The 21,190-nt window shown below is 45.3% G+C and carries 19 protein-coding genes and 3 tRNA genes (1 of these 22 only partly in view); 15 read left to right on the top strand and 7 right to left on the bottom strand.

What is annotated here, in order from left to right:
- Positions 1-56: 56 nt before the first annotated feature.
- A complete protein-coding gene (locus P0M28_RS13700) occupies positions 57-1,424 on the top strand; it encodes an aldehyde dehydrogenase family protein (RefSeq protein WP_302210468.1) in 1,368 nt (455 codons plus the stop codon).
- A 77-nt stretch (positions 1,425-1,501) separates the two neighbouring features.
- On the opposite strand, the gene P0M28_RS13695 is transcribed toward P0M28_RS13700, so the two are convergent.
- Positions 1,502-2,548 carry an aldo/keto reductase gene (locus tag P0M28_RS13695; RefSeq protein ID WP_302210467.1) on the bottom strand — a complete coding sequence of 349 codons (1,047 nt, stop codon included), beginning with the start codon at positions 2,546-2,548 and terminating at the stop codon, positions 1,502-1,504.
- Positions 2,549-3,424: 876 nt separating this feature from the next.
- On the opposite strand from P0M28_RS13695, the gene P0M28_RS13690 reads away from it, so the two are divergent.
- From P0M28_RS13690 to P0M28_RS13655, 8 genes are all read left to right on the top strand, one after another.
- Positions 3,425-3,512: transfer RNA gene (locus P0M28_RS13690), tRNA-Asp, on the top strand.
- A 172-nt stretch (positions 3,513-3,684) separates the two neighbouring features.
- Positions 3,685-3,771, top strand: a tRNA-Asn gene (locus P0M28_RS13685).
- Between the two features lie 12 nt (positions 3,772-3,783).
- A tRNA-Phe gene (locus P0M28_RS13680) sits at positions 3,784-3,868 on the top strand.
- Positions 3,869-4,189: 321 nt separating this feature from the next.
- Positions 4,190-4,912, top strand: a complete 723-nt coding sequence (locus P0M28_RS13675) for a slipin family protein (protein ID WP_302210466.1) — start codon at positions 4,190-4,192, stop codon at positions 4,910-4,912.
- A 252-nt stretch (positions 4,913-5,164) separates the two neighbouring features.
- Entirely contained in the window at positions 5,165-6,112 is a 948-nt protein-coding gene (locus P0M28_RS13670; protein ID WP_302210465.1) for a hypothetical protein, read from the top strand.
- A 105-nt stretch (positions 6,113-6,217) separates the two neighbouring features.
- Positions 6,218-6,775 (top strand): DinB family protein, encoded by a 558-nt coding sequence (locus P0M28_RS13665; protein WP_302210464.1) that lies wholly within the window; start codon positions 6,218-6,220, stop codon positions 6,773-6,775.
- Between the two features lie 3 nt (positions 6,776-6,778).
- On the top strand, positions 6,779-8,194 hold the full coding sequence (locus P0M28_RS13660) for an RtcB family protein (protein ID WP_302210463.1): 1,416 nt from the start codon (positions 6,779-6,781) through the stop codon (positions 8,192-8,194).
- A gap of 261 nt (positions 8,195-8,455) precedes the next feature.
- Complete coding sequence (locus tag P0M28_RS13655) at positions 8,456-9,748, top strand: Kelch repeat-containing protein (RefSeq protein ID WP_302210462.1); 1,293 nt, start codon at positions 8,456-8,458, stop codon at positions 9,746-9,748.
- A gap of 24 nt (positions 9,749-9,772) precedes the next feature.
- On the opposite strand, the gene P0M28_RS13650 is transcribed toward P0M28_RS13655, so the two are convergent.
- Positions 9,773-10,885 (bottom strand): WD40 repeat domain-containing protein, encoded by a 1,113-nt coding sequence (locus tag P0M28_RS13650; RefSeq protein ID WP_302210461.1) that lies wholly within the window; start codon positions 10,883-10,885, stop codon positions 9,773-9,775.
- Positions 10,886-11,284: 399 nt separating this feature from the next.
- Complete coding sequence (locus P0M28_RS13645) at positions 11,285-12,547, bottom strand: serine hydrolase domain-containing protein (RefSeq protein ID WP_302210460.1); 1,263 nt, start codon at positions 12,545-12,547, stop codon at positions 11,285-11,287.
- 389 nt (positions 12,548-12,936) lie between these two features.
- Here P0M28_RS13645 and rpmH point away from each other — a divergent pair, with 389 nt between their 5' ends.
- The 5 genes from rpmH (at position 12,937) to P0M28_RS13620 (ending at position 18,376) form a co-directional block, all read left to right on the top strand.
- Positions 12,937-13,095, top strand: coding sequence for a 50S ribosomal protein L34 (gene rpmH, locus P0M28_RS13640; RefSeq protein ID WP_302210459.1), 159 nt, complete (start codon positions 12,937-12,939; stop codon positions 13,093-13,095).
- Positions 13,096-13,197: 102 nt separating this feature from the next.
- Complete coding sequence (gene rnpA, locus P0M28_RS13635; protein ID WP_302210458.1) at positions 13,198-13,563, top strand: ribonuclease P protein component; 366 nt, start codon at positions 13,198-13,200, stop codon at positions 13,561-13,563.
- A gap of 22 nt (positions 13,564-13,585) precedes the next feature.
- On the top strand, positions 13,586-15,244 hold the full coding sequence (locus tag P0M28_RS13630; protein WP_302210457.1) for a S41 family peptidase: 1,659 nt from the start codon (positions 13,586-13,588) through the stop codon (positions 15,242-15,244).
- Positions 15,245-15,248: 4 nt separating this feature from the next.
- Positions 15,249-16,079 carry a sulfite exporter TauE/SafE family protein gene (locus P0M28_RS13625; protein WP_302210456.1) on the top strand — a complete coding sequence of 277 codons (831 nt, stop codon included), beginning with the start codon at positions 15,249-15,251 and terminating at the stop codon, positions 16,077-16,079.
- A complete protein-coding gene (locus tag P0M28_RS13620) occupies positions 16,076-18,376 on the top strand; it encodes a T9SS type A sorting domain-containing protein (RefSeq protein ID WP_302210455.1) in 2,301 nt (766 codons plus the stop codon). The genes P0M28_RS13625 and P0M28_RS13620 overlap by 4 nt, the downstream gene beginning before the upstream one ends.
- A 14-nt stretch (positions 18,377-18,390) precedes the next feature.
- Here P0M28_RS13620 and P0M28_RS13615 read toward each other — a convergent pair whose 3' ends face one another.
- Genes P0M28_RS13615 through P0M28_RS13600 form a run of 4 tightly spaced genes read right to left on the bottom strand, consistent with a single transcriptional unit; the run spans position 18,391 to position 20,909 of the window.
- The gene (locus tag P0M28_RS13615; protein ID WP_302210454.1) at positions 18,391-19,191 is read right to left on the bottom strand and encodes an amidohydrolase; all 801 of its coding nucleotides are present in this window, start codon (positions 19,189-19,191) and stop codon (positions 18,391-18,393) included.
- Positions 19,184-19,753 carry a peptide deformylase gene (def, locus tag P0M28_RS13610; RefSeq protein ID WP_302210453.1) on the bottom strand — a complete coding sequence of 190 codons (570 nt, stop codon included), beginning with the start codon at positions 19,751-19,753 and terminating at the stop codon, positions 19,184-19,186. Before def ends, P0M28_RS13615 begins: the two co-directional genes overlap by 8 nt.
- The gene (gene ruvX / locus P0M28_RS13605; protein ID WP_302210452.1) at positions 19,750-20,157 is read right to left on the bottom strand and encodes a Holliday junction resolvase RuvX; all 408 of its coding nucleotides are present in this window, start codon (positions 20,155-20,157) and stop codon (positions 19,750-19,752) included. The genes def and ruvX overlap by 4 nt, the downstream gene beginning before the upstream one ends.
- 5 nt (positions 20,158-20,162) lie before the next feature.
- The gene (locus tag P0M28_RS13600; protein WP_302210451.1) at positions 20,163-20,909 is read right to left on the bottom strand and encodes a hemerythrin domain-containing protein; all 747 of its coding nucleotides are present in this window, start codon (positions 20,907-20,909) and stop codon (positions 20,163-20,165) included.
- A 209-nt stretch (positions 20,910-21,118) separates the two neighbouring features.
- Here P0M28_RS13600 and P0M28_RS13595 point away from each other — a divergent pair, with 209 nt between their 5' ends.
- Positions 21,119-21,190 carry the 5' portion of a S41 family peptidase gene (locus P0M28_RS13595; RefSeq protein ID WP_302210450.1) on the top strand. The gene runs 1,560 nt beyond the window's last position, so the window shows 72 of its 1,632 coding nt (coding positions 1-72); the start codon lies at positions 21,119-21,121; its stop codon lies off the right edge, out of view.

The raw sequence follows: 21,190 nt of genomic DNA, 5'->3' as shown, positions 1-21,190 counted from the left end.
AGCGAAAGCTATAATAATCTATTTTCGCAAAAAGACACCACTCACCTATTTTCAATATGGTCATTATCAACCCAGCTACCGAAGCCACAATTACTACAGTTCAGGAAGATACAGCTGCTTCGGCTCAAGAGAAATACGAACGAGTTCGGCAAGGCCAACCAACTTGGTATCAGACTCCGATTGCAGAACGAATTGCAGCGATTGCTCAGTTTTCCGAGCTACTACAGAGCCAGGCGGACGAACTGGCTAAAACACTTACGCAGGAGATGGGAAAGCCATTAAACCAAGCGCATAACGAATTGAACGGAGCAAGAGGACGCATCCAGTACTTCGTAGAAAATTCTGAGAAGTGGCTAGCTGAAGAATTAGTTACGGAGGAAGAGGGTTTAGTTGAGAAAATTGCGTACGAGCCGCTAGGAGTCATCGCCAATATCTCGGCCTGGAATTACCCCTATCTGGTGGGAGTCAATGTATTTATTCCCGCGTTAATCGCTGGTAACGGAGTACTCTATAAACCTTCAGAATATACCATCCTTACCGGACTGAAAATTGGTAAACTGCTGCACCAAGCGGGTATTCCTGAAGATGTATTCCAAGTAGTAATTGGTGATGGTGAGATAGGAAAAGCACTGCTCGAGCTACCACTGAATGGTTACTTCTTTACCGGATCAAATCGTACCGGTCAACGTATCTATGAAACGGTAGCTCCCAAGATGGTGCTCTGCCAGATGGAATTAGGTGGGAAAGACCCACTCTACGTTCCCAACGATAATGTTAACGTCGCGAAAGTAGCCCAGGCTGCTGCTGAAGGAGCGTTTTATAACAACGGGCAAAGTTGCTGCGCCGTAGAGCGTATCTACGTCCATCAGGCTATTTACGATGAGTTTCTGGAAGCTTTCACTCAGGAAGTGCAGCAGCTCAAACTAGGCAACCCGGAAGAAGAAGGTGTATTTATTGGCCCATTGGCTCGCCAAGAGCAGATTGCGGTACTAGAGCAGCAGGTTCAAGATGCATTAGATAAAGAAGCTCAGCTACTTACTGGAGGTAAAAAAGCCAACCGTACCGGTTATTATTTTGAACCAACGGTTTTTACTGATGTTAATCACCAGATGCAGATTATGCGGGAAGAATCCTTTGGCCCTATCATTGGTATCCAACGGGTAGCCGACGATAATGAAGCTATTGCTTTAATGCAAGATACCGATTACGGACTCACTGCCGCCGTCTACTGCGATACTCAGGCGAAAGCTGAAACCATTCTGGCGAAGATTGACAGCGGCACCGCCTACTGGAATTGCTGCGATCGCGTAAGTGCCACTCTTCCCTGGTCAGGCCGAAAAAAGTCAGGAATTGGCACTACCCTTTCGTATCACGGAATTCGCATCTTTACCAAACCCAAAGCATACCATTTGCGAAAGGGGTAAACTATCCAATCTCTGAATGAATAATGATTGATGACTAATGACTCAGTATTAATCATCAATCATTACTCATCATCTCATCAATTTCTCACCTTCAACTCTTCCATCTGCTTCACCCGGTCTCGACCCTGTCGTTCAAACATCCAGCCTGGATATTCAGGAGCAAGCTGGCTGACTTCATCCAGCTTGTGAAGATCGTCTTCGGATAATTTTACATCCACTGCCTTCAGGTTATCCTCCAACTGTTCCGTCTTTTTCGCTCCGATAATCACCGTGGTAACCGCCTCCTGATGCAGCAGCCAAGCCAAAGCAAGGCGGGCTACCGAAATACCTTTCTCTTCGGCCATCGGGTGCATCACATCCAGAATATCAAACGCTCGCTCTTTATTTACGGGCGGAAAGTCAAAATCTATCCGACGTGATCCTTCTGGTCCATCTTCACCGCGCTTGTATTTTCCGCTTAATAGCCCTCCCGCCAACGGACTCCAGACCATCAAACCTATTTTCTGATCGAGCATCATCGGCACCAATTCTCGCTCCAGGTCGCGCCCAGCAATAGTGTAGTAAGCTTGCAACGAAACAAATTTGGTAAGATTACGAAATTCGGCGTAGCCTTGTGCCTTCATAATTTGCCAAGCGGCTAGATTACTACAGCCAATATAGCGCACCTTTCCGCTACGAACTATGTCGTCTAACGCTCGCATTGTTTCTTCTAGCGGAACAAAGGTGTCAAAACCGTGGATCTGGTAGAGATCAATATAATCTGTATCCAGACGACGTAGACTTTCGTCAATCTGCCACATGATGTGGCCTCGGCTCAAACCAGTTTGGTTAGGCCCATTACCCATTGCGCCCCGAACCTTGGTTGCTAAGACCAGGCTATGGCGGTCAAGACCCAGATTACGAATAGCTCGCCCGGTCATCTCTTCCGACAGACCTTCAGAGTACACGTTAGCCGTGTCAATAAAATTAATTCCAGCGTCTATCGAACGCTTCACGAGTTGGTTTACTGGTTCTTGTTCCAGGGTACCGATGGCAGTCCAGTAACCTCGCCCGCCGAAGGTCATTGTGCCTAGACATAATTCCGAAACCAGTAGTCCGGTGTTTCCTAAAATATTGTACTTCATGGTGGTGTAGATTGATAGTGATAAATTGTATTTTTTGGTTGTGATTGATTTTTGTTTAGCTCCAAGAGTGACTTACGGTTCTTTTTCAATCGGTAAGTATTCAGGAAGATCAATATAAACTTGCCAACCTTTCTGTCATACGAAGTTATTTTAGGTTGAGTTTATGTAATAACCATCTTCGCAAAGATTAGTAATACTGATAAAAATTTAGTATTCTGATAATCAGAAGTTTAAGTATATATTAATAAATATTTGCAAAAAATTTGGATAAACACTTGCTTTATATTTTAGTAAAACCCTACCTTTGTTGCGTACAAATAAAAAAGAGAAAATGTTATATCTAAGCATACATATGATTACAAACCTTAATAGCTTTCGGCAGGAAAGTGATAAGGAGGAAGACTGTATGCTCGGGCATAAATAGTAATATCTTAAGCTATTACAATTGAAGCCCGAGCTGAAAAGTTCGGGTTTTTTGTTTCGATTATTATGAAATAACGCGTATGAAAACGACAAATTTATACATACACTGGCTGGGCTGCGCACCGATGTTCAATGAACGTCAGGGAGAGCTACGGTTTGATGACAATTATCTAATTCAGTACGGTAGATCGGAAAAGATTTGTAGGTGAAACTATATCACCCAAAATATCTAAACCCGATCTACACCAGACCGGGTTTTTTTATGCCCTTTCTGGGAGTGCGCTGAAATTGGAGAGTCAGGACAGTTCGCGCCACGGTGGCTGTAAAACTGTTGCTTAAATGCTAAGTAGGTTCGACCGCGACGGCGAACCGTTCTTACCACTCCCACAAAATAACGCAGAAGGTCTCGAGTTATCGTGACGCAACTCGAGTATTGATGGGTCGACTAATTATGGTGCAATAGTTCAATTGCGTGGAACACCCCGTTGTCTCCGGGGAGGATGCGAGCCGTCGTGGCGCGATTCGAGTCTCGTTTGCACCGCGCTGAAGGAGGGGCAAAACGGGTGCCTCCTTAAAATCGGAGAGGGGTTAAAGGCCTTACGCAGAATTCCGTTTGTTCTGCAATGTTCAGAAAAAGCTCCGAGGTAAATCAGCAGGTTATCCTCTTGTACTGGCGTATGAATTATACATCAGTAAAAAGAGGTAACCTCAACGGGAAAATAGCTCAACTGGTAGAGCACTCGCCTGTTAAGCGAGTGGGTGCAGGCCGTCGTGGCGCGATTCGATTCCTGCTTTTCCCGCTAACTTTAATTGGATGGGTAACTCAGAGGTAGAGTGCCAGTGTGAAGTACTGGTGGCGTAGGCCGTCGTGGCACGATTCGATTCCTGCCTCATCCACAAAAAAATAACCGCCATCTATACAAATATCTGGGTTGGCTCGGGTATAGAGTATTGCGGATGAGCCAACCCAAGGGGTTCGAATCCTCGCTAAGCAATGGGTGCTTGTGGCTCAAAACCACCAGACTGCTGCTCTGGCAGAATCGAAGAAAGACAGAAGCTGTTCTTACGGATAGTTTCACCGATACTAAGGTTTGTGGCCTTAAGGATACCGTAGTATGAGAGTACTACTTAATTGAGGCTCCCCAAGGTGTCGGGTTCTTTCTTCTTAATCTAACGAAGTTTTAACAAAGTCAAAACCAATAAATAATACAGTGAATCATGAGAAAGATTATCTCAGTAACCCCAAACCATCAAGGGTTTTTGTACAAGAAAAACCAATTGGTTAGAGTGTTACAACCTGGTATCTACAAATTCTGGGACTGGCAAAATGAACTGGCGGTAGTGATGCTACCTACCAATCGGCGGTTGTTTGTCGTCACTAACCAGGAGGTGCTTACTCGAGATCAGGTAGCGTTGCGCTTTTCGTACTTCGTAGAGTACTACATCAACGATGGGCGAAAGGTTCTGGCGCATTTTGATTTACTGAACAAGCATAATCACTACCATAGTTTATACGAGGTAGAGCAGGTAGTTCATCAATATACCCAGGTTACCTGGCGGGAAGAGATTGCTCAAATTGATAGCGAACAGCTCAATGAGCAACGTTCTGAACTGATGCGAGAGGTACCAACCTCCCTGAAAGAAGTAGTAGAGGAGTATGGAATCAGTATCGATAAACTATTGCTGCGGGATATTACTTTTCCGAAGAATGTTCAGAACCTGTTTGCTAAGCAACTGGAGGCTAAGGTTCGAGCTAAAGCCGACTTGGAAAATGCCCGAACGGCTGTAGCTACTACCCGGGCGTTGAAAAATGCCTCGGAGCTGATGAAGAACCACGAGCATATCAAATTCATCCAGTGGATGGAGACGCTCGGTAAAATTGCTGAAAATGGTAAGCATACCTTCTTCATCGGAGAAAACACCAACGGCTGGAGTAAATAATACTTCTCCAAGTCAACAATGGGTAGCGGTGCGCTGGATTCAAATAAGATGGAGTCCAGCGCTAGTAAGTAAAAGAGAAATCAACAAGAATTATAAACTGAGAAATAAAAATAGAGCTATGAGAGCAAAAAGTCACTGTCAACGGATCGGCGGAAATTACCTATGAACGCGGAATAGCATCAGTATTCACGATGGGTAGCAGTGATGGTAATCCGCCATTAATAAGGTAATTATCATCAAGTGAACCTAATCATGAATACATCATTACTGAATCTTATCAAGAAAACTGTAGATGTGAATCATCTTGCTTATTACTACTTCAAAGATAAGTATGCTATCGATTTACTATCGTATACGTTAGCAGAAGAGATGTCCATTCATCAGTTGAAAAAAAGTAAGTGGGGATTTCTGTTGCAGAAGGAAGTTTTGCAAAAAGTCACCAGTCATCTTTCTAATCAACGATTGAACCGGGAGCAGTTACGCTACTTCTGGGCAGCCGACAGTCAGCATTATACGTTGAGTATCGGTCAGTGGGGCAAGAATAGTAAGCACCGTAATGACGATTGGTACCAAACTTCGCGTCCGGGAATAAACCTGGTGCTTCAGCTTAATTTTGGGAAAGAACACAATAATTGTTACTACCAACTGATCCGCCCGAAAAAGCACGATCACCCTTTTGAGAGTAATTGCCACCCTATCGCTGAAAAGGGGCATACGCTAGCTTGGGCGCGGATGGACATAGATTTAGAAACCGGAGAAGTGCTTATTGAGGAGATTCAGAACGACTGGTTACGTACTGTCAAGGAGGTTGTAAAGTTAGTAGAGCAGAAAGGTAAACATTGGGTATTTCAGTACACTGGGACTACCAAGGAGAAGCTTATTCGCTACTATCACGGAGAGGTCAAGCGGCACGAGCGGGTCTGGGACGAAGCAATACTGGCTGCTGCGGTATGGTTTATCAGACACGAGCTAGGTATTTCTCAAATCTATTACCACACGTTCGAGACGGGAAACATTATGAAACAGCTAACGTACAGTCAGCCACCTCGTTCGCTGTACACCAAGCTTCCCCGAAGGTTTGGTTTCCAAGAAATCGATGAGGCTCCGAAGTTTCTACGGCAGGATAAATATTTGAAAAGAACGTTTAGAAAACACAAAAACCTAACTTGGTTTTATCTCAATCTTGAAAATAGTGGATAGGAGATATCGACCATTGTTGGGTAGGAACATGACAGTTCGCCGGGCGACTAATCATGTTCCTACGATATGTGATAAGATGTGTGACCTTATTAAAAGTAAAGAAATATGATCCCATTAGCAGAAAACATACAGTCTTGGCTTCCTAACACATTTCAAGAAGTTGATGGGTGGTTTGATCGAGATGAAAAACTGCGTACCTATAAACCTCAAGACAATGGTTGGACAATTGACGAAATACTTGAGCATATTACACTCACGAATCGCTATCTATTGATTTTGATTGAAAAAGGAAAGCGGAAAGCATCAAAAAGAGTAAATGAAGTTGATCTACAAAGCGTACTGGAAGATTATACTTTCAGTTCGGCGAAGTTTGAAAACATAGGTAGGCATCAGTCATTTTTGTGGGTAAGGCCTGAGCATATGGAGCCGCAGAGGCACAAGAATTTGTCAGAAGTGAGGCATATTATGAAGACTCAGGTACAGCAGTGTGTTGATGTGCTCCAGTCTCTTGCAAATGGCGAAGGGCTATTGTACAAGACAATGATGAGTGTGGATAACCTGGGAAAGTTAAATGTATACGAATACATCTACTTCTTAGCGCAACATGCAAGACGGCATGTAGAACAAATGGAAAAGAACAAAAGAGAATTTCTGAATGAATAAATCATGGCAACAAATAAATTGACCGGTAAAGACTTGCGACATATAGGCTACCCCGAAGGAAAAATTATCGGGTTGGCCCTGCAAGCTATTGAAGATGGATACAAAGGCAAGAACCGAAAAGTGAAACTGGACTTGCTGAAAAAAGTCTACCAATACCCGCACAACTATGTGAAGGATCAGGTAGTAGGTGCCGTGGCTCAAGCTTTGCTCACTCCTGCTGAAGACTCAGGCAGAATTGCACTGAATAAGCAGCGGAAAGATTATCCAATTTACGGTGAGGCCGGAATTGAAGAAGGAGCCAAGCACCAGATGAACGTAGCGATGAAGCTTCCGGTTACAGTGGGCGGAGCGTTGATGCCCGATGCTCACCAGGGTTACGGGCTTCCCATTGGCGGGGTGCTGGCGACAGAAAACGCAGTGATTCCCTACGGCGTGGGCGTAGACATTGGTTGCCGAATGTGCATGACTTTCTATGACCTGCCAACAGCGCACCTAACCGAGCGGAACGATCAACTCAGAAAGATGCTGATCGATAACACTCGCTTTGGGCAGGCTACGTTTCAGCGACCGAAAGATGATGGGGTGCTGGAGCGACCCGAGTTTCAGGAGATTAAAGTAGTGCGGGATCTAAAAGACCGAGCCTACAAGCAAATTGGTTCTTCCGGTGGAGGTAATCACTTCGTAGAATTCGGAGTAGTTGATGTGGTGGATACTGATAATGAGTTTGGCGTACCCGTCGGGAAATACCTAGCGGTGTTGTCGCACTCAGGGTCGCGAGGGCTGGGTGCTAACATTGCGGCGCACTACACCCGAATTGCCAAATCAGTGTGCAAACTGCCCGATGAGGCTAAACACCTCGCTTGGCTCGATTTGGATTCGGAAGCCGGACAAGAGTACTGGCGAGCGATGAATCTGGCGGGCGACTACGCTTCAGCCTGTCATCACCAAATTCACGAACGGCTTGGAAAAGCTCTGGGCGAAGCTCCGCTGGCGATGGTGGAAAACCACCATAACTTTGCCTGGAAAGAGCAGGATGCAGATGGCAACGAGATCATCGTCCATAGGAAGGGAGCAACTCCAGCAGGTAAAGGTGTGCTGGGAATTATTCCGGGCTCCATGACTGCCCCCGGTTTTATTGTGCGAGGACGAGGTGGAGTGGCATCCATCAACTCGGCTTCTCACGGGGCCGGGCGGGTGATGTCGCGGCGAAAGGCCAAGCAGTCGATTACCCAGCAAGAGGTGACCAATGCCTTGAAGCAGGCGAAAGTGACGCTGATTGGCTCCGGCCTGGACGAAGCCCCAATGGCTTACAAAGACATCCGGGAGGTAATGCGTCAGCAGGAAGACCTGGTGGATATTGTTGGCACATTCCAACCCCGAATTGTTCGAATGTGCGGTCCTAATGAAGTTTGGAGGTGAAAAAGGAAGACCTGTTGGGTAGTAATTACCTAGCAGGTCTTTTTCTATAAAGACCACACTAGCCGAATCTATCAGAAAACCGAAGTGAGAAACCGCAATCAACTTACCTCGCTGGTGCGAATGTTTGAGAAACCCTCGCAGTAGAAATCCTACGCCAGCGTATTTCGCCAAGATATTACATAGCTAAGATTCGCTATGATATTGCTATCTGCCAAAGAATAGCAACTAGTATCTTTTGGATTCTATCAATAGAAAGAATCTATGAAAAAAATTATTCCTCAATTAGCCATAATTATACTTTTGACGGCTTGCCAAGAAGAACCCGAAGCTCCCACACTCCCTGATAGCTTTGCACTATCTTCACCTGAAATGCGCGAAATTGGGCTTTATTCGGCTCAGGCTGAAGCTCAAATTACTTTCAGCGAAGTAGAAGAAGTCAGGAATGTAGATTTCGGGTTAGTATGGTCAACGTCTCCGGGAGCCGTACCTTCTGACTCGGTACAGCAGTCGTGGGGCACTAGAGGAGTAGGTACAATTTCATCTAGCCCATTCCCGATATTTGATATTATGTCAGGTTTACAGCTAAATACCACCTATTATATACGCCCGTACTTCGTCGACGAAAAGAACGATTTGATGTACGGTCCTGAAACTACTTTCACTACCTTAGCGGGTAGTGCTTGGAGCCCAGTTGGAAATGGCTTTCCCGGCAATACCGGACAGTGGCCTGTAGGTTTTGCCATTGATGAGGCGATCTACGTAGGCCTAAGTTTAGAGTCTAAAGGTTCTGGTAGCATAGGTGCATCCCGAGAGTGGTGGCAATATGATGTTTCCACTCAGCAGTGGATGCAGAAGGCTGATTTTCCGGGAGGTCTTAGTATCAACCCTCAGGCTTTTGCAGTTGATGATAAAGGGTATGTAGTAGCTGATCAGAACCAGCAGAATGTAGAATGCTGGGAGTATGATCCGCAAAAAGACCGATGGACTCGTAAAACTGATTTCCCGGACTACGGACGGGAAGGTATTGCTGCTTTTAGCTTCGGGATTAACGGTAAGGGGTACCTGAGCGGAGGGTATGGTGGTAAATCTTCGTCGGTATGGGAGTTCGATCCGCAAGACGCTACGAATGGTACCGATGAGCACGGTAACCCGATGGGCTCGTGGACTCAAAAGAATGATTTTCCTGGACGAGAACACCGCAATGCCGCTTTATTTATTATTGATGACCAAGTGTATATCGGCTTAGATGCTCAAACTGTGGTAAGTGCAGACAGTCTAGCCACAAAGAAGCAACTATGGCGTTACGATACTCCGAATGACACCTGGATAGCCGAAGGCCGCTTTCCGGGTGAGCCTCGCGAACAAACCGTCGCCTTTAGTGCCAATGGTAAAGGCTATATGGGCGGAGGCCGCGATCATACCGACTTCTGGGAATATGATCCAATCACTAAGGAATGGACACCCAAAGCCGAAGCCAGCGGAGCAGAGCTTAGCTTTTCGGTCAATAACCGAGGCTATGCCTTTGATTTCGATATGATGGAATATGTGCCTTAATTTGGCATAATAAAGATAAGTATCTTATTCCTCCGACTTCGCATCGGTCTGAGTAGCTGAGACATTTCGGTGGCGGCGGTCGTTGAGTTCGGGGTCTTCGCCCATCCAGGCCCAAACTTTGATCAGGCCATTTTGGTGGGCACTAGCTAAAAAGCTGCCATCAGCGTTAAAGTCCAAGTACTCGGCGTGGTCGCCCGCCCAGATTTTAGCGGCTACCGGAATTCGGTCATTCTTCTTTTCTAAAATATCATCCGCCCGGTATATGAAAATATGCGGATCATGCCCAGCGTAGGCAATATACTGACCGTCAGGGTGCCAGGTAACTGACTCGATTTTCTTACCTAAATGATTGAACGTCTTTTTTAACTTTCCTTCTTTCCACTCCCAAATGTAACCATTGCCCCGGTTCTGGTCGGATTGGCCTACGGCGAACACATACTTGTCATCGGGTGAAAATACGCCACTGGTAAAAGTTACGTAGTAGTCAGGCTTTAGCGTTTGCGCTAGCGACCAGTCTTGGGTTTTGTATACTTTCACCGCTCCGTGTCCTACCGCCAACAAGTACTGGTCGTCCTGCGAGAAGAATAGCTCATTCACCGTACTACCAAAATCCATCGAGGCTATTTCCTCGCCGGAAGGCATTTCGTAAATACGGACAAATCCCTTGGTAGGCTTGCCTTCCTCCTCAATTTTCTCTTCTCCAATTGCTAACAAACTACCCTGCTGCGACCAAGTGAGTCCGTCGATGCCCCGGTTTTGCTTGAGGATTTTTACTACTTCACCACTGGTAGCATCGTAGACCGTTACCAAATAATCTTCGCTTCCGGCTGCCACGTATTTACCATCGGCTGACCATCCTACCCGTTCAATTTCTTCAGCGGCGTACTGTCGCCAGAGTTCAGTACCATCAGAAGTGCGCCACATAATTACTGAATTATCGTACTTGGTACCGCTGATAATGTATTTGCCATCCGGCGAGAACTCCACACTTTCTACTGAGCCTGGTTCTCCCAGCGCATCGGCAATCCGCGACCAAACCGGTTCTAATCGCAGTTGATAATCAAGAAATTGCTGGCCGTATCCGGTTTGGAAAAGTAAAGTAAGAATCGTCGTGGCAAGAATTATTCTTTTAAACATATCATTAGGTTTTTTATCATTCTGGTTCTGTAATAATAGCGCAGATTTGAGGAAAACACAAACTAGAGATTAATAAAGCGAATGCCTTCTACGTACTGAAAATCAACCTTATTTGCTGTCCAAAGTGGTAAGTTATAAGTAACTGCGGTAGCCGTAATTAAAGCATCAGCCAGTAAGTTCTTGTGGTAGTAAGTCTCATTAAAAATTTGACGTAAACCGCAGCGAGATTGCGGACTCTAGCTCAATGATACCAAAAGATTTAAGAAAAGCTTTCGTCCTTCGTACCTCCCCTTTTTGGCTTCAACTAATACTTCGCCGTAGGTAATAATGCTAATAAAAAGATTATCCCAGACTTCAAAATACTCAAAAACTAGAATAAAGTTTTGAGAATAACTATACCTAATCTTCATTCACCAAGGCCTGATACACCAGCACCCGATATTTACGCACAAACTCACTGTAGTTATGAATGGGCATTACATTGGTGTAAACTTGCATTACCAGATCATTCTCAAAGTCAATGGTATATTCGGAGCAGTAAGCTCCGCCCCATTTTACCGAACCTACTGGGGCTTGGTCGCCGTAGTGGCTATTTTCGGTAATTACCATCAGGCCGTAGCCAAACTTATCGCGCCGATCCCACACTTCTGAGTCGCCAATGTGGTTGCGAGCCATCAACTCTACGGTAAGCGGACTGAGTAAACGAAGGTTGTTGTAGACTCCTTTATTTAGAATAATCTGACAAACCTTCGCGTAATCGGCGGCAGTGCTGACCAGCCCGGCTCCGCCCAAATAGTAGGATTGCTCGCCACTGCGGGGAAAATTCTGGTAAGTTTCTTCGGTACTAACTTCCAGCAAAGCATCGGCTGATTCTTTTTGGAAAAGGGTCACTAAACGATCGGCTTTCTCCGGTGGCAGATAAAAGTAGGTGTCGTTCATTCCCAGCGGAGTAAAAATATGCTCTTGGAAATACTCAGCCAAAGATTGTCCCGAAATGACTTCCACCAATCGCCCTAGAATATCAGTATTTGGCCCATAGGAAAAGCGCTCACCCGGCTGATGCACCAGCGGACGGTTAGCTAATTGATTAATGGCATCTTCCAATACTACATTTTCTAGTGAAGCCAGAAATGGGATTTCAAAATCGGTACGTGCCCAGAGTGGGTGCTCATAGGGAATTCCCGCAGTATGGGTAAGCAGGTCGCGAATCATCACCTCACGGTTGGCCGAAATAGTTTCGTACTCTAGCGTAGTCGAGTCGTAACTCTCCAGCACTTTCGGATTAGCAAAGGCAGGGATGTATTTAGAGATAGGGTCTTCTAACAGAAAATGCCCTTGCTCATAAAGCATCATTACCGCAATGGAAGTGACTAGTTTAGTTTGAGAAGCAATGCGGAAAATAGCATCGGTCGCTATTGGTTTCTGCTTTTCAGCATCTGCCCAACCGTAAGCTTTATGATGAACTGTTTCGCCCCGATGAATAATCATGGACACCGCGTGCGGAATTTTTCCTTCATCTACCCAAGATTGTAAGAAGGAATCAACTCGGTTAAGCCGTTTGGATGAAAAATGTAGCGACGAGCCAGTTACTTGTGCCTGTACCGAAAAATTTGAAATATAAACAGCGACTAAAAAAGAAAAGATGAAAACGTGACGAAGCATAACGTGTAGGTTATTTGCGAGCAAAATAAGGAATTATAGGTGAAGTACCGACTACTTGAATTCTTCCATATAGAGTTATCAACCAATGGTATATGAGACTTTCGCTTTTAAATAAAGACAGCGATATTATTCGGATGGTAAATAAACACGAGTATACCAGCTACCTATTTAGTACACAGACCCATTACTCCTGCACCGAGCTAGCCCACCATAAAGTAGATAATAGGGCAATACGAATGAAGCTAATAAATGAATAGTTTAATCCTCCGGCTCCGTCCCTCCGACTTCTAGTTTCCAACAATTCAACACTTTAAGAAACCTATTCTTCCGAATGAGGGTTGGAACTTCAGCAAAAGAAAATTATATTTGCAGCCCAAATAAAATCAGTCATGAAAAGAACATTTCAACCATCGCAGCGGAAGCGGCGCAACAAGCACGGGTTTAGAGAGAGAATGGCTAGTGCCAATGGTCGAGCCGTATTAGCTCGTCGCCGGGCTAAAGGTCGGAAAAAGCTTTCGGTTTCTGACGAAAGAAGGCATAAACACTAAGTCCTTCTTTCTTTTCTGCTCTTGCTCTGAATATGCCCCCCTTTTTTTCTTCTTCTCAGAGCTTACTTTATATTTTTTTTCTTTGCCTAATTATTTCTCAATGTGCGAAAAACGTTTCCGAAGCGGGAAAAGCTAACGCATAAGAAGCGAATCGGAGAACTTTTTCGCGAGGGGCAATCAGTAGTACTCTACCCTATTCGATTTATATATCTGCCGATTTCTGATCAAGGCCACCATCAGGTTTTGTTTAGCGTGCCCAAGCGTAATTTTAAGAAAGCGGTAGACCGTAACCGGATTAAGCGACAGATGCGTGAAGCCTATCGGCTGCATAAACATCTAATTCCTTACAACTCACCAGATAATGTTCATTTTTTGCTCGGGTATATTTATATTGGTAAACAAAAGACGCTGTACCAGCGCATTGAAACCAAAATAAAAGAGTCAATCACCCGTTTAAAAAAAGTATAGAACCCTCTCACGTCTTTCGCTTATGAGTACCAAAAAAGTAGGCAAGCTATCAGTTGCCGTTGTTGCCCTTGCATTTGTTGGATTGGTTGCCTTCCGTGGTCCGGGTGATCAGTATTTTGCCATTGCTAAGAACCTCGATATTTTCGCTACACTTTATAAAGAAGTGAACACGTATTATGTAGACGAGGTAAACCCGAACAAGCTGATGAAAATTGGTATTGATGCCATGCTAAAATCGCTTGACCCTTACACTAATTACATACCCGAAGACGATATTGAAGATTACCGCACCATGACTACCGGACAGTACGGCGGTATTGGAGCCATAATTGGCAAGCGCAACGGAAAAAATTTAGTGCTAATGCCTTACCGGGGTTTTCCGGCGGAGAAAAGCGGGCTTAAAATTGGTGACGAACTGCTGGAGGTAGACGGAGTGGATGTGACTGATAAAAATGTAAGCGAAATTAGTAAACTGCTAAAAGGTCAGGCGAATACGGATCTGACAGTAACTATAAAGCGGTACGGCGAAGAATATACGTTACCCGTAACCTTAAAGCGAGAGCGTATCACCGTAAACAATGTGCCCTACTCAGGTATGGTCACCAAAGACGTTGGGTACATTAAATTGAGTAACTTCACTACGGGAGCAGGCCGGGAAGTTGAGAAAGCCCTAACTAAGCTAAAGGAAAAAGGAGCCAAAAAGATTGTATTTGATTTACGCGGAAACCCCGGTGGTCTGTTAAGCGAATCGGTAAACGTGTCTAACGTATTCGTGCCTAAAGGCTCCGAGATTGTAAGTACCAAAGGCAAAGTGAAAGATTGGAACAAAGTATACCGCGCTCCGCACAGCCCGGTAGATACCGAAATTCCGCTTGCGGTACTCACCAGTGGGCGCAGTGCTTCGGCGGCTGAAATTGTGTCGGGTGTGGTGCAAGATTACGATCGAGGAGTGCTAGTAGGAGAGAAAACATTCGGTAAGGGACTGGTACAGGCAACTCGCCCTCTTACCTACAACTCTCAACTGAAAGTAACTACTGCTAAGTACTACACTCCCAGCGGGCGCTGTATTCAGGCAATTGACTACAGTCACCGAGGAGAAGACGGTAGCGTAGGCCGGGTGCCCGATTCGCTCCGCACCGCTTTCGAGACGCAGAACGGACGTATTGTTTACGATGGCGGCGGGGTCAACCCTGATATAAAAGCCAAAGCCGGGCGGTTAGCACCCATCACGGTAAGTTTATTTACTAAAAATCTAACGTTTGATTACGCCACCAAATACTTTTACGAGCATAAGGAAGCTCCAAATGCTAAAGAATTTGAAATGAGTGATGCTGAATACAATGAGTTCATTGCTTGGTTATCGGATAAAGATTACGATTATGTAACCGAAGTGGAGCAGACCATTGACGATTTAACTGAGATTGCTAAAGATGAACAGTACTACCAAGATATTAAAGAGCAGATTGCTCAACTTCGGAAGCAGGTACAGCACAATAAAGAACAGGACTTGCAGAAGTTCAAGAGCGAAATTAAAGAGGTGTTAGAAGAGGAAATTGCCGCACACTATCATCTATCAGAAGGAAAAATAGAAGCTTCGTTTGATGATGATGATGTGTTGCAGGCTGCCATTGACGTGTTAAACGACAAAGACCGTTATGCGGAAATACTTCGGGGACAATAAGTAGTTGCTCACTAACACACTATATTTCTGGATAGCTTTAGCCGGCTTGGGAGGTGGATTCCTGGCCGGCTTTTTAGGTATTGGTGGAGGCGTTATCTACATTCTTATTCTCCCCATTGCCCTAGAGTACGTAGGAATTCCCACAACCGAAATGGCGCAATACGTAATTGCTAACTCTATTTTTGGAACGGCGGCAGCGGCTCTTTTCGGCAGTATCACGCTAATTAGCAATAAAGATTTTTACTGGAAAGAAGTGGCATTAGTGGGGCTATTTGCCATTGCGGCATCCTACCTGCTCCTATTTACCTTCGTGAATACTCCACTTTATTCTAAGCAATTTTTCAACGGGGCGGTTATCATTTTTCTGAGCCTCATCGTCTTGATTACGTACTTACAAAACCGCACTACCCTTATGTTTAATCGGCCGGTAAGGAATGAGCGAGCGTGGTACATATTTACGGGAAGTGTAGCGGGTGCTTTCTCGGCTTTGTCCGGATTGGGGGGAGGAACTATCACTGTTCCGTTGCTCCATTCGGGTTTACGCATGGATATTAAGCGGGCCAAGTCTATTTCTTTAGGAGTGATTTTTATTGCTTCGCTGGCAATTACGGTATTCAATGTGATCGACCAGCCCGCTCATCCGGTAGACTTGGGTCGTATTGGGTACATTATTTTCCCGGTTTCAATTCCATTGTCGCTAGGAGTGTTGGTAGGTAGTCCGCTCGGAGTATGGGTGGCTAATAAAATATCTTCTCGCACCATCAGTTATATCTTTGTAGGATTTCTTATACTAGTAATTCTACGCAAGACAATAGAACTGATAAGCGCTGCATGACTCAACTTCTCTATCCTGATAAATCTATTTTATTAACTGTAGTTTTACTGCTCGGCATTTCGGTAGCAAGCTGGAGTCAAGAGATAGCTGAGTGGGATTTTACTACCCCAGTTTCAAGGGGAAAAGATGAGCTTACTATGCCCTGGGTGGGTGGCTTGAACGCCGTGCAGTACAACAATATTCGACTCAATGGTGATAATCAAAATGACTTGCTGCTGTTCGACCGATCCTCCGGTACCCTTCATCCGTTTCTGCGACAAAACGGTCAGTGGGTATACGCCCCCGAATACGTGCCGTTGTTTCCGGCTGGTCTGCAAAGCTGGGTTTTGCTGAAGGACTACGACCAAGATGGCGATCAGGATTTATTTACTGCATCAGGCGGAAGAGGCATTTCTGTTTATCAGAATAATCGAGATGGTGGCGATGGGCTAGGCTGGACGTTGGTGACTGAAACTTTGCGAACGGTGGCATTTGCTTCGGGAGCTACGGTGACGCTTCAAGTCAATTCTACTGATGTTCCGGCAATTGTTGATGTTGATGGCGATGGCGACCTAGATGTTATCAACTACAGTGTGATTGGCAGTGGCACGCTTATTCTGCATCAGAACCAAAGTGTAGAGCAATTCGGCCGAGCTGATTCATTGGTATACCAAACGACCAACATCCGCTGGGGTGATGTAGAGGAATGTAACTGCGGAATATTCGCCTTCAACGGTCAAACTTGCGATGATCTAAACAGTGGTTCCCGGAGTGGAGATTCCCGGAATGTCGATTCCCGGAATGGCGATTCCTGGAATGACGAATCTCGTCAGCTTACTGAAGCGAAGTTAGCGCACGTAGGAGGGAAAGCCCTGTTAGTATTGGATGCCGATGGCGATCAGGACTTAGATGCATTGTCGGGCGATGAAGGCTGCTACGGAATTGCTTTTCTGGAAAATCAATCGGCGAACAATCAACCCTTGTTTGGGCAATTAAATACCAATTATCCTGAAAATACCCAGCCTGCCTCTTCGGTATTCTTTCCGGGAGCCTATCTAGCCGATACTGATGCCGACGGGATAAACGATTTACTACTTTCCCCTAACGCTAGCACCAACGTAGGCAATAGCATCGATTTCGAAAACTCCAGTTGGCAGTACCGCAATGACGGAACAGCGCAAAACCCTAACTGGCAGTGGCAAACCTCCGGCTTTTTGCAGGAGGAGATGATCGACGTAGGCGAAAATGCAGCTCCTGCCCTGGCCGATTACGATGCCGATGGTGATCTGGATTTGTTCATTGGAAACCGAGGAAATTTACAGGAGAATGGATTTTACGCCGGACTGTATCTTTACGAAAATGTGGGAAGTCCAGCTCAGCCTTCATTTCAGTTTGTTACCAGTGATTTTTTGAGCTTAGCCAACTGGCAGCTTCAGGAAGTAAAACCGTACTTCACGGATATTAATCAGGATGGAAGAACGGACTTACTAATTAGTGGGCGCGAATCGGAATCGCGGGAAACCCGCTTGTATGCGTTACTAAATCAGGCTTCCTCAGGCGATGCTTGGGAATTTCAGCCCGAACAGCGCCAATTACTCACGCTGCCGTTTCGGTCGGAGGATAATTTGGCTTTCTACGATGTAGACCAAGACCAGCGCGTGGATGTGTTGGTAGGCAAGCAGAGCGGTAATCTAATTTACTATCGGGACACTGGCACTGACTTTCCTCCGCAGTGGACTCGGGAAAATGATGCATTCGCCGGAATAGACCGAAGTGCGCGAGGCTTGTTTTTAGCTCCCGCCATTATCAATACGGATGGAACGGTGGGGATATTGAGTGCCAATTCTAGTGGGAACCTGCTGCTGCGGCCATTAGAAGAAAACACAGAATCCATTGATACGGTGGTAGTACGAAACGCTATTTTATCCGAAACGGTAGCCGTTCAGCTAGACCGACAGAGCTGGTTGGCTGTCGGGCAGATTCTGGGAGGAAGCACCACGGTAGTTATTGGTCGTCAACGGGGCGGGGTTTCGCTACTAAACCTAAACCGTGAAGGTGCCTCAGGGGAGGAAATTACGCTGCGTATTTTTCCTAACCCGGCTACTGATTCAGACGTAACCACCGTACAGGCTAACCGAGCAGTGAAGCAGGTGCAGGTAATTTCGGTGGCCGGTCAAGTTGTATACGAACGTTCACTGCCTCAGCCGCTTAGCCGACTCAATGTGGATACTCGGGTGCTGCCTCCGGGACTCTACGTTATGCGCGCATTTTTTGAGCAGGGCGGAGTAGCAAGTGCTAAGCTACTGGTAGGAAATTAATCTTCTTTGAGTAGCTAAGAGCCAAGTAAAAATTTATCAGCATCCAAATGTACTGGAAACTTCTGGCGGTAGGCTTCCAAATCTTGGTATGATAGCGGAATAGTAATAATCTGCTCCTGCTCTTCTAAATCAGCTACAATATCACCCTTGAAATCAACAGCTACTGAATTACCTAAGTACGAAACTTGGTTTCCATCTTCACCTACCCGATTGACTCCAGCTACGTAGCAAGCATTCTCGATAGCTCGGGCTTTAAGCAGTGTTTCCCAGGCGGAGCGACGGGCAGCAGGCCAATTGGCTACGTAGATAAGCAGATCGTAGTTGAGGGCACCATCCGCTTGTACAACATTGCGGCTCCAGACCGGAAAGCGAAGGTCGTAACAGATTAATGGGCAAACGCGCCATCCTTTGAGCTCTTCGATTAGAAGAGAGTCTCCAGCGGAAAATACCCGATCTTCACCTGCCATCCGAAACAAGTGCCGTTTGTCGTAATACGAAAAAGTACCATCGGGCCTCACCCACAATAAGCGATTGTAGAAGTTTTGCTGTTCCCGCACAATGTAGCTACCGGTAACTACTGCTTTAGTTTGGGCGGCTTGTTGCTTCATCCACCGAAATGTTTTGCTGTTCATCGGTTCAGCCAAGCTATCGGCTTGCTGCGTAAATCCGGTAGAAAACATCTCAGGAAGAATAATGAGGTCGGTGGGTTGGTCAATCTGCCAGATTTTTTCTTCTAGCATTGCCAAATTCGCCTCCACTTCGTGCCAGTAGAGCGAAGTTTGAATTAGCGAAACGGTGAGCGTATTATCAGGCACGGCGGGTAGCCTTTGCAGGAAGTTTTACCCGATAGTTAGCTTCTACTTGGCCTTTGCTAATGTTGGCCAGTTTACCTTTCATCAGTCTTTTCTTCAGACCTTTTACATGGTCAACAAACAGTACACCTTCAATATGGTCGTATTCGTGCAGCACAATACGCGCGGGCATCCCTTTTAGGGTCTCCGTGTGCTCTTTACCATTTTCATCCTGATACTCAATGGTAATTTTTGGTGGCCGTTGTACCTCAGCCCGAATTCCGGGTATACTCAAGCAACCTTCTTCAAAAGCCCAGTTATCACCCTCCGTTTCCACAATCTCGGGGTTAACGAACACTCGGCGAATACCTTCGTTGCCTTCGTCTTCATCCAGTGGAGTGCTGTCAATAACAAATATCCGAAGGCTTTTGCCAATTTGGGGAGCGGCCAACCCTACGCCACTGGCCTGATACATGGTCTCAAACATATCTTCGCTAAGTTGCTTCACGTCAATTTGCTCGAAGTCAACGGTTTCGGCCGGTTTCTTCAGTACGGGGTCGCCGTACAGTACTACAGGATAAATCATGCTTTCTCTAAATACGATTGCAAAATAATAGTGGCACTCACTTTGTCAATATTTCCTTTTTGCCGCCGATATTTTTTGGTGGTGCCAGCGGCAATCATAGCATCTAAAGCCATTTTGGAGGTAAAGCGTTCATCTTCCCAATAGATCGGCTGAGAAAACTGCTTTTGTAGTTGCTTTACAAAATTTTGAGTAGGCTTGGTAGCGTGAGTATCGGAGTTATCTAATTGTTTGGGTAAGCCTACCACAAAGGCATCTACTTCTTCGTTGGTGCAGTACTTTTTAAGAAATGCTATGGTTTGGGAGGTAGGTACAGTTTCTAGTGGAGTGGCGATAATGCGAAGCGGATCGGTTACGGCTAAGCCTACTCGTTTTAAACCGTAGTCAATTCCTACTAAACGGCCCATACCAGTTAGTTGAGGCGAACCTTAGATCGCATAATCTTCTGTACCTGCTTCTCCAGCATTAGGGCTTTTGGAAATAAAATTTCGTTTTCTACACTGGCGTGGATGCAAAGCTCACGTTCAAATTTTTGCAGTTCAGCGTATACCACTCGCAGGTGTAAACTGTCAATACCTTCCGTAGTATAGCCATTGGTAATTTGCCGGATGCCCTCCATTTCGTCATCATCCATATCGTGGTGGATGGCAAACTCCTGAATGGAGCGTTTCTCCATGTTTAAGTAAAGACCAGAGCTAGGCTTTTCGGTGTAATAAGCTGACTGTAAGTCAAGCACGTAGGAAAAAAAATCATCTTCTTCCTCGTAAATATGATGAATAAGCTCTTCTACAAATAGTGGAAAAACGAACTGTAAATCTTCTACGATAGCCGGATACTGATGAGTAGGCAGATGATGAATTAATTTGCTGAGGTAAGGTAAGCGCGCTTTAATAAACTGAAAGTGAGTATGCTTAAGATAAGCAATAATAACATCAACCGGAAGTGCGGATAGACCTACTACCTGATCTTCCTCTTGTTCGTATATTGCTTCTAAGTCTTGAATTACTTCAAGCACATTGAGCCCCCGTTCCCGACAAACCTGCTCGAGGGTTTTTTCGTCGTAATCATAGAATTTAATACCGAAATAGTAGAGAACAGATGCGTAGGCATAATTCTCGTCAACCAACTCAGCAATACGTTTGTGCGTATGAATATTCATCTGTTCCAATATCGAGAATAATCTACCGTTTTAAATATATAAAATTAGCGTATTGTAACATTATATTCAACTTTGAAGAACGAAAGCCACCTATTTATGTTATTTTAGTACGCAAATCGCTATATTGACCTCCACTATTTTTTCTAATACAACCCAAAATTACTAGTTAACCCTCGAGTTATTATCTGTGTATCATTAAATGAAGAGCCGTGAGTAAAACCAGCAATTCAAAATTTCAAATCCGTCTACCCATCTTACTTACCATTGCCGTAGCTGCCGGA

Source organism: Tunicatimonas pelagia, from assembly GCF_030506325.1.
GTDB lineage: Bacteria > Bacteroidota > Bacteroidia > Cytophagales > Cyclobacteriaceae > Tunicatimonas > Tunicatimonas pelagia.
The sequence above is the reverse complement of the archived record's forward strand: the minus strand, read 5'-3'. Positions and strand labels throughout refer to the sequence as shown.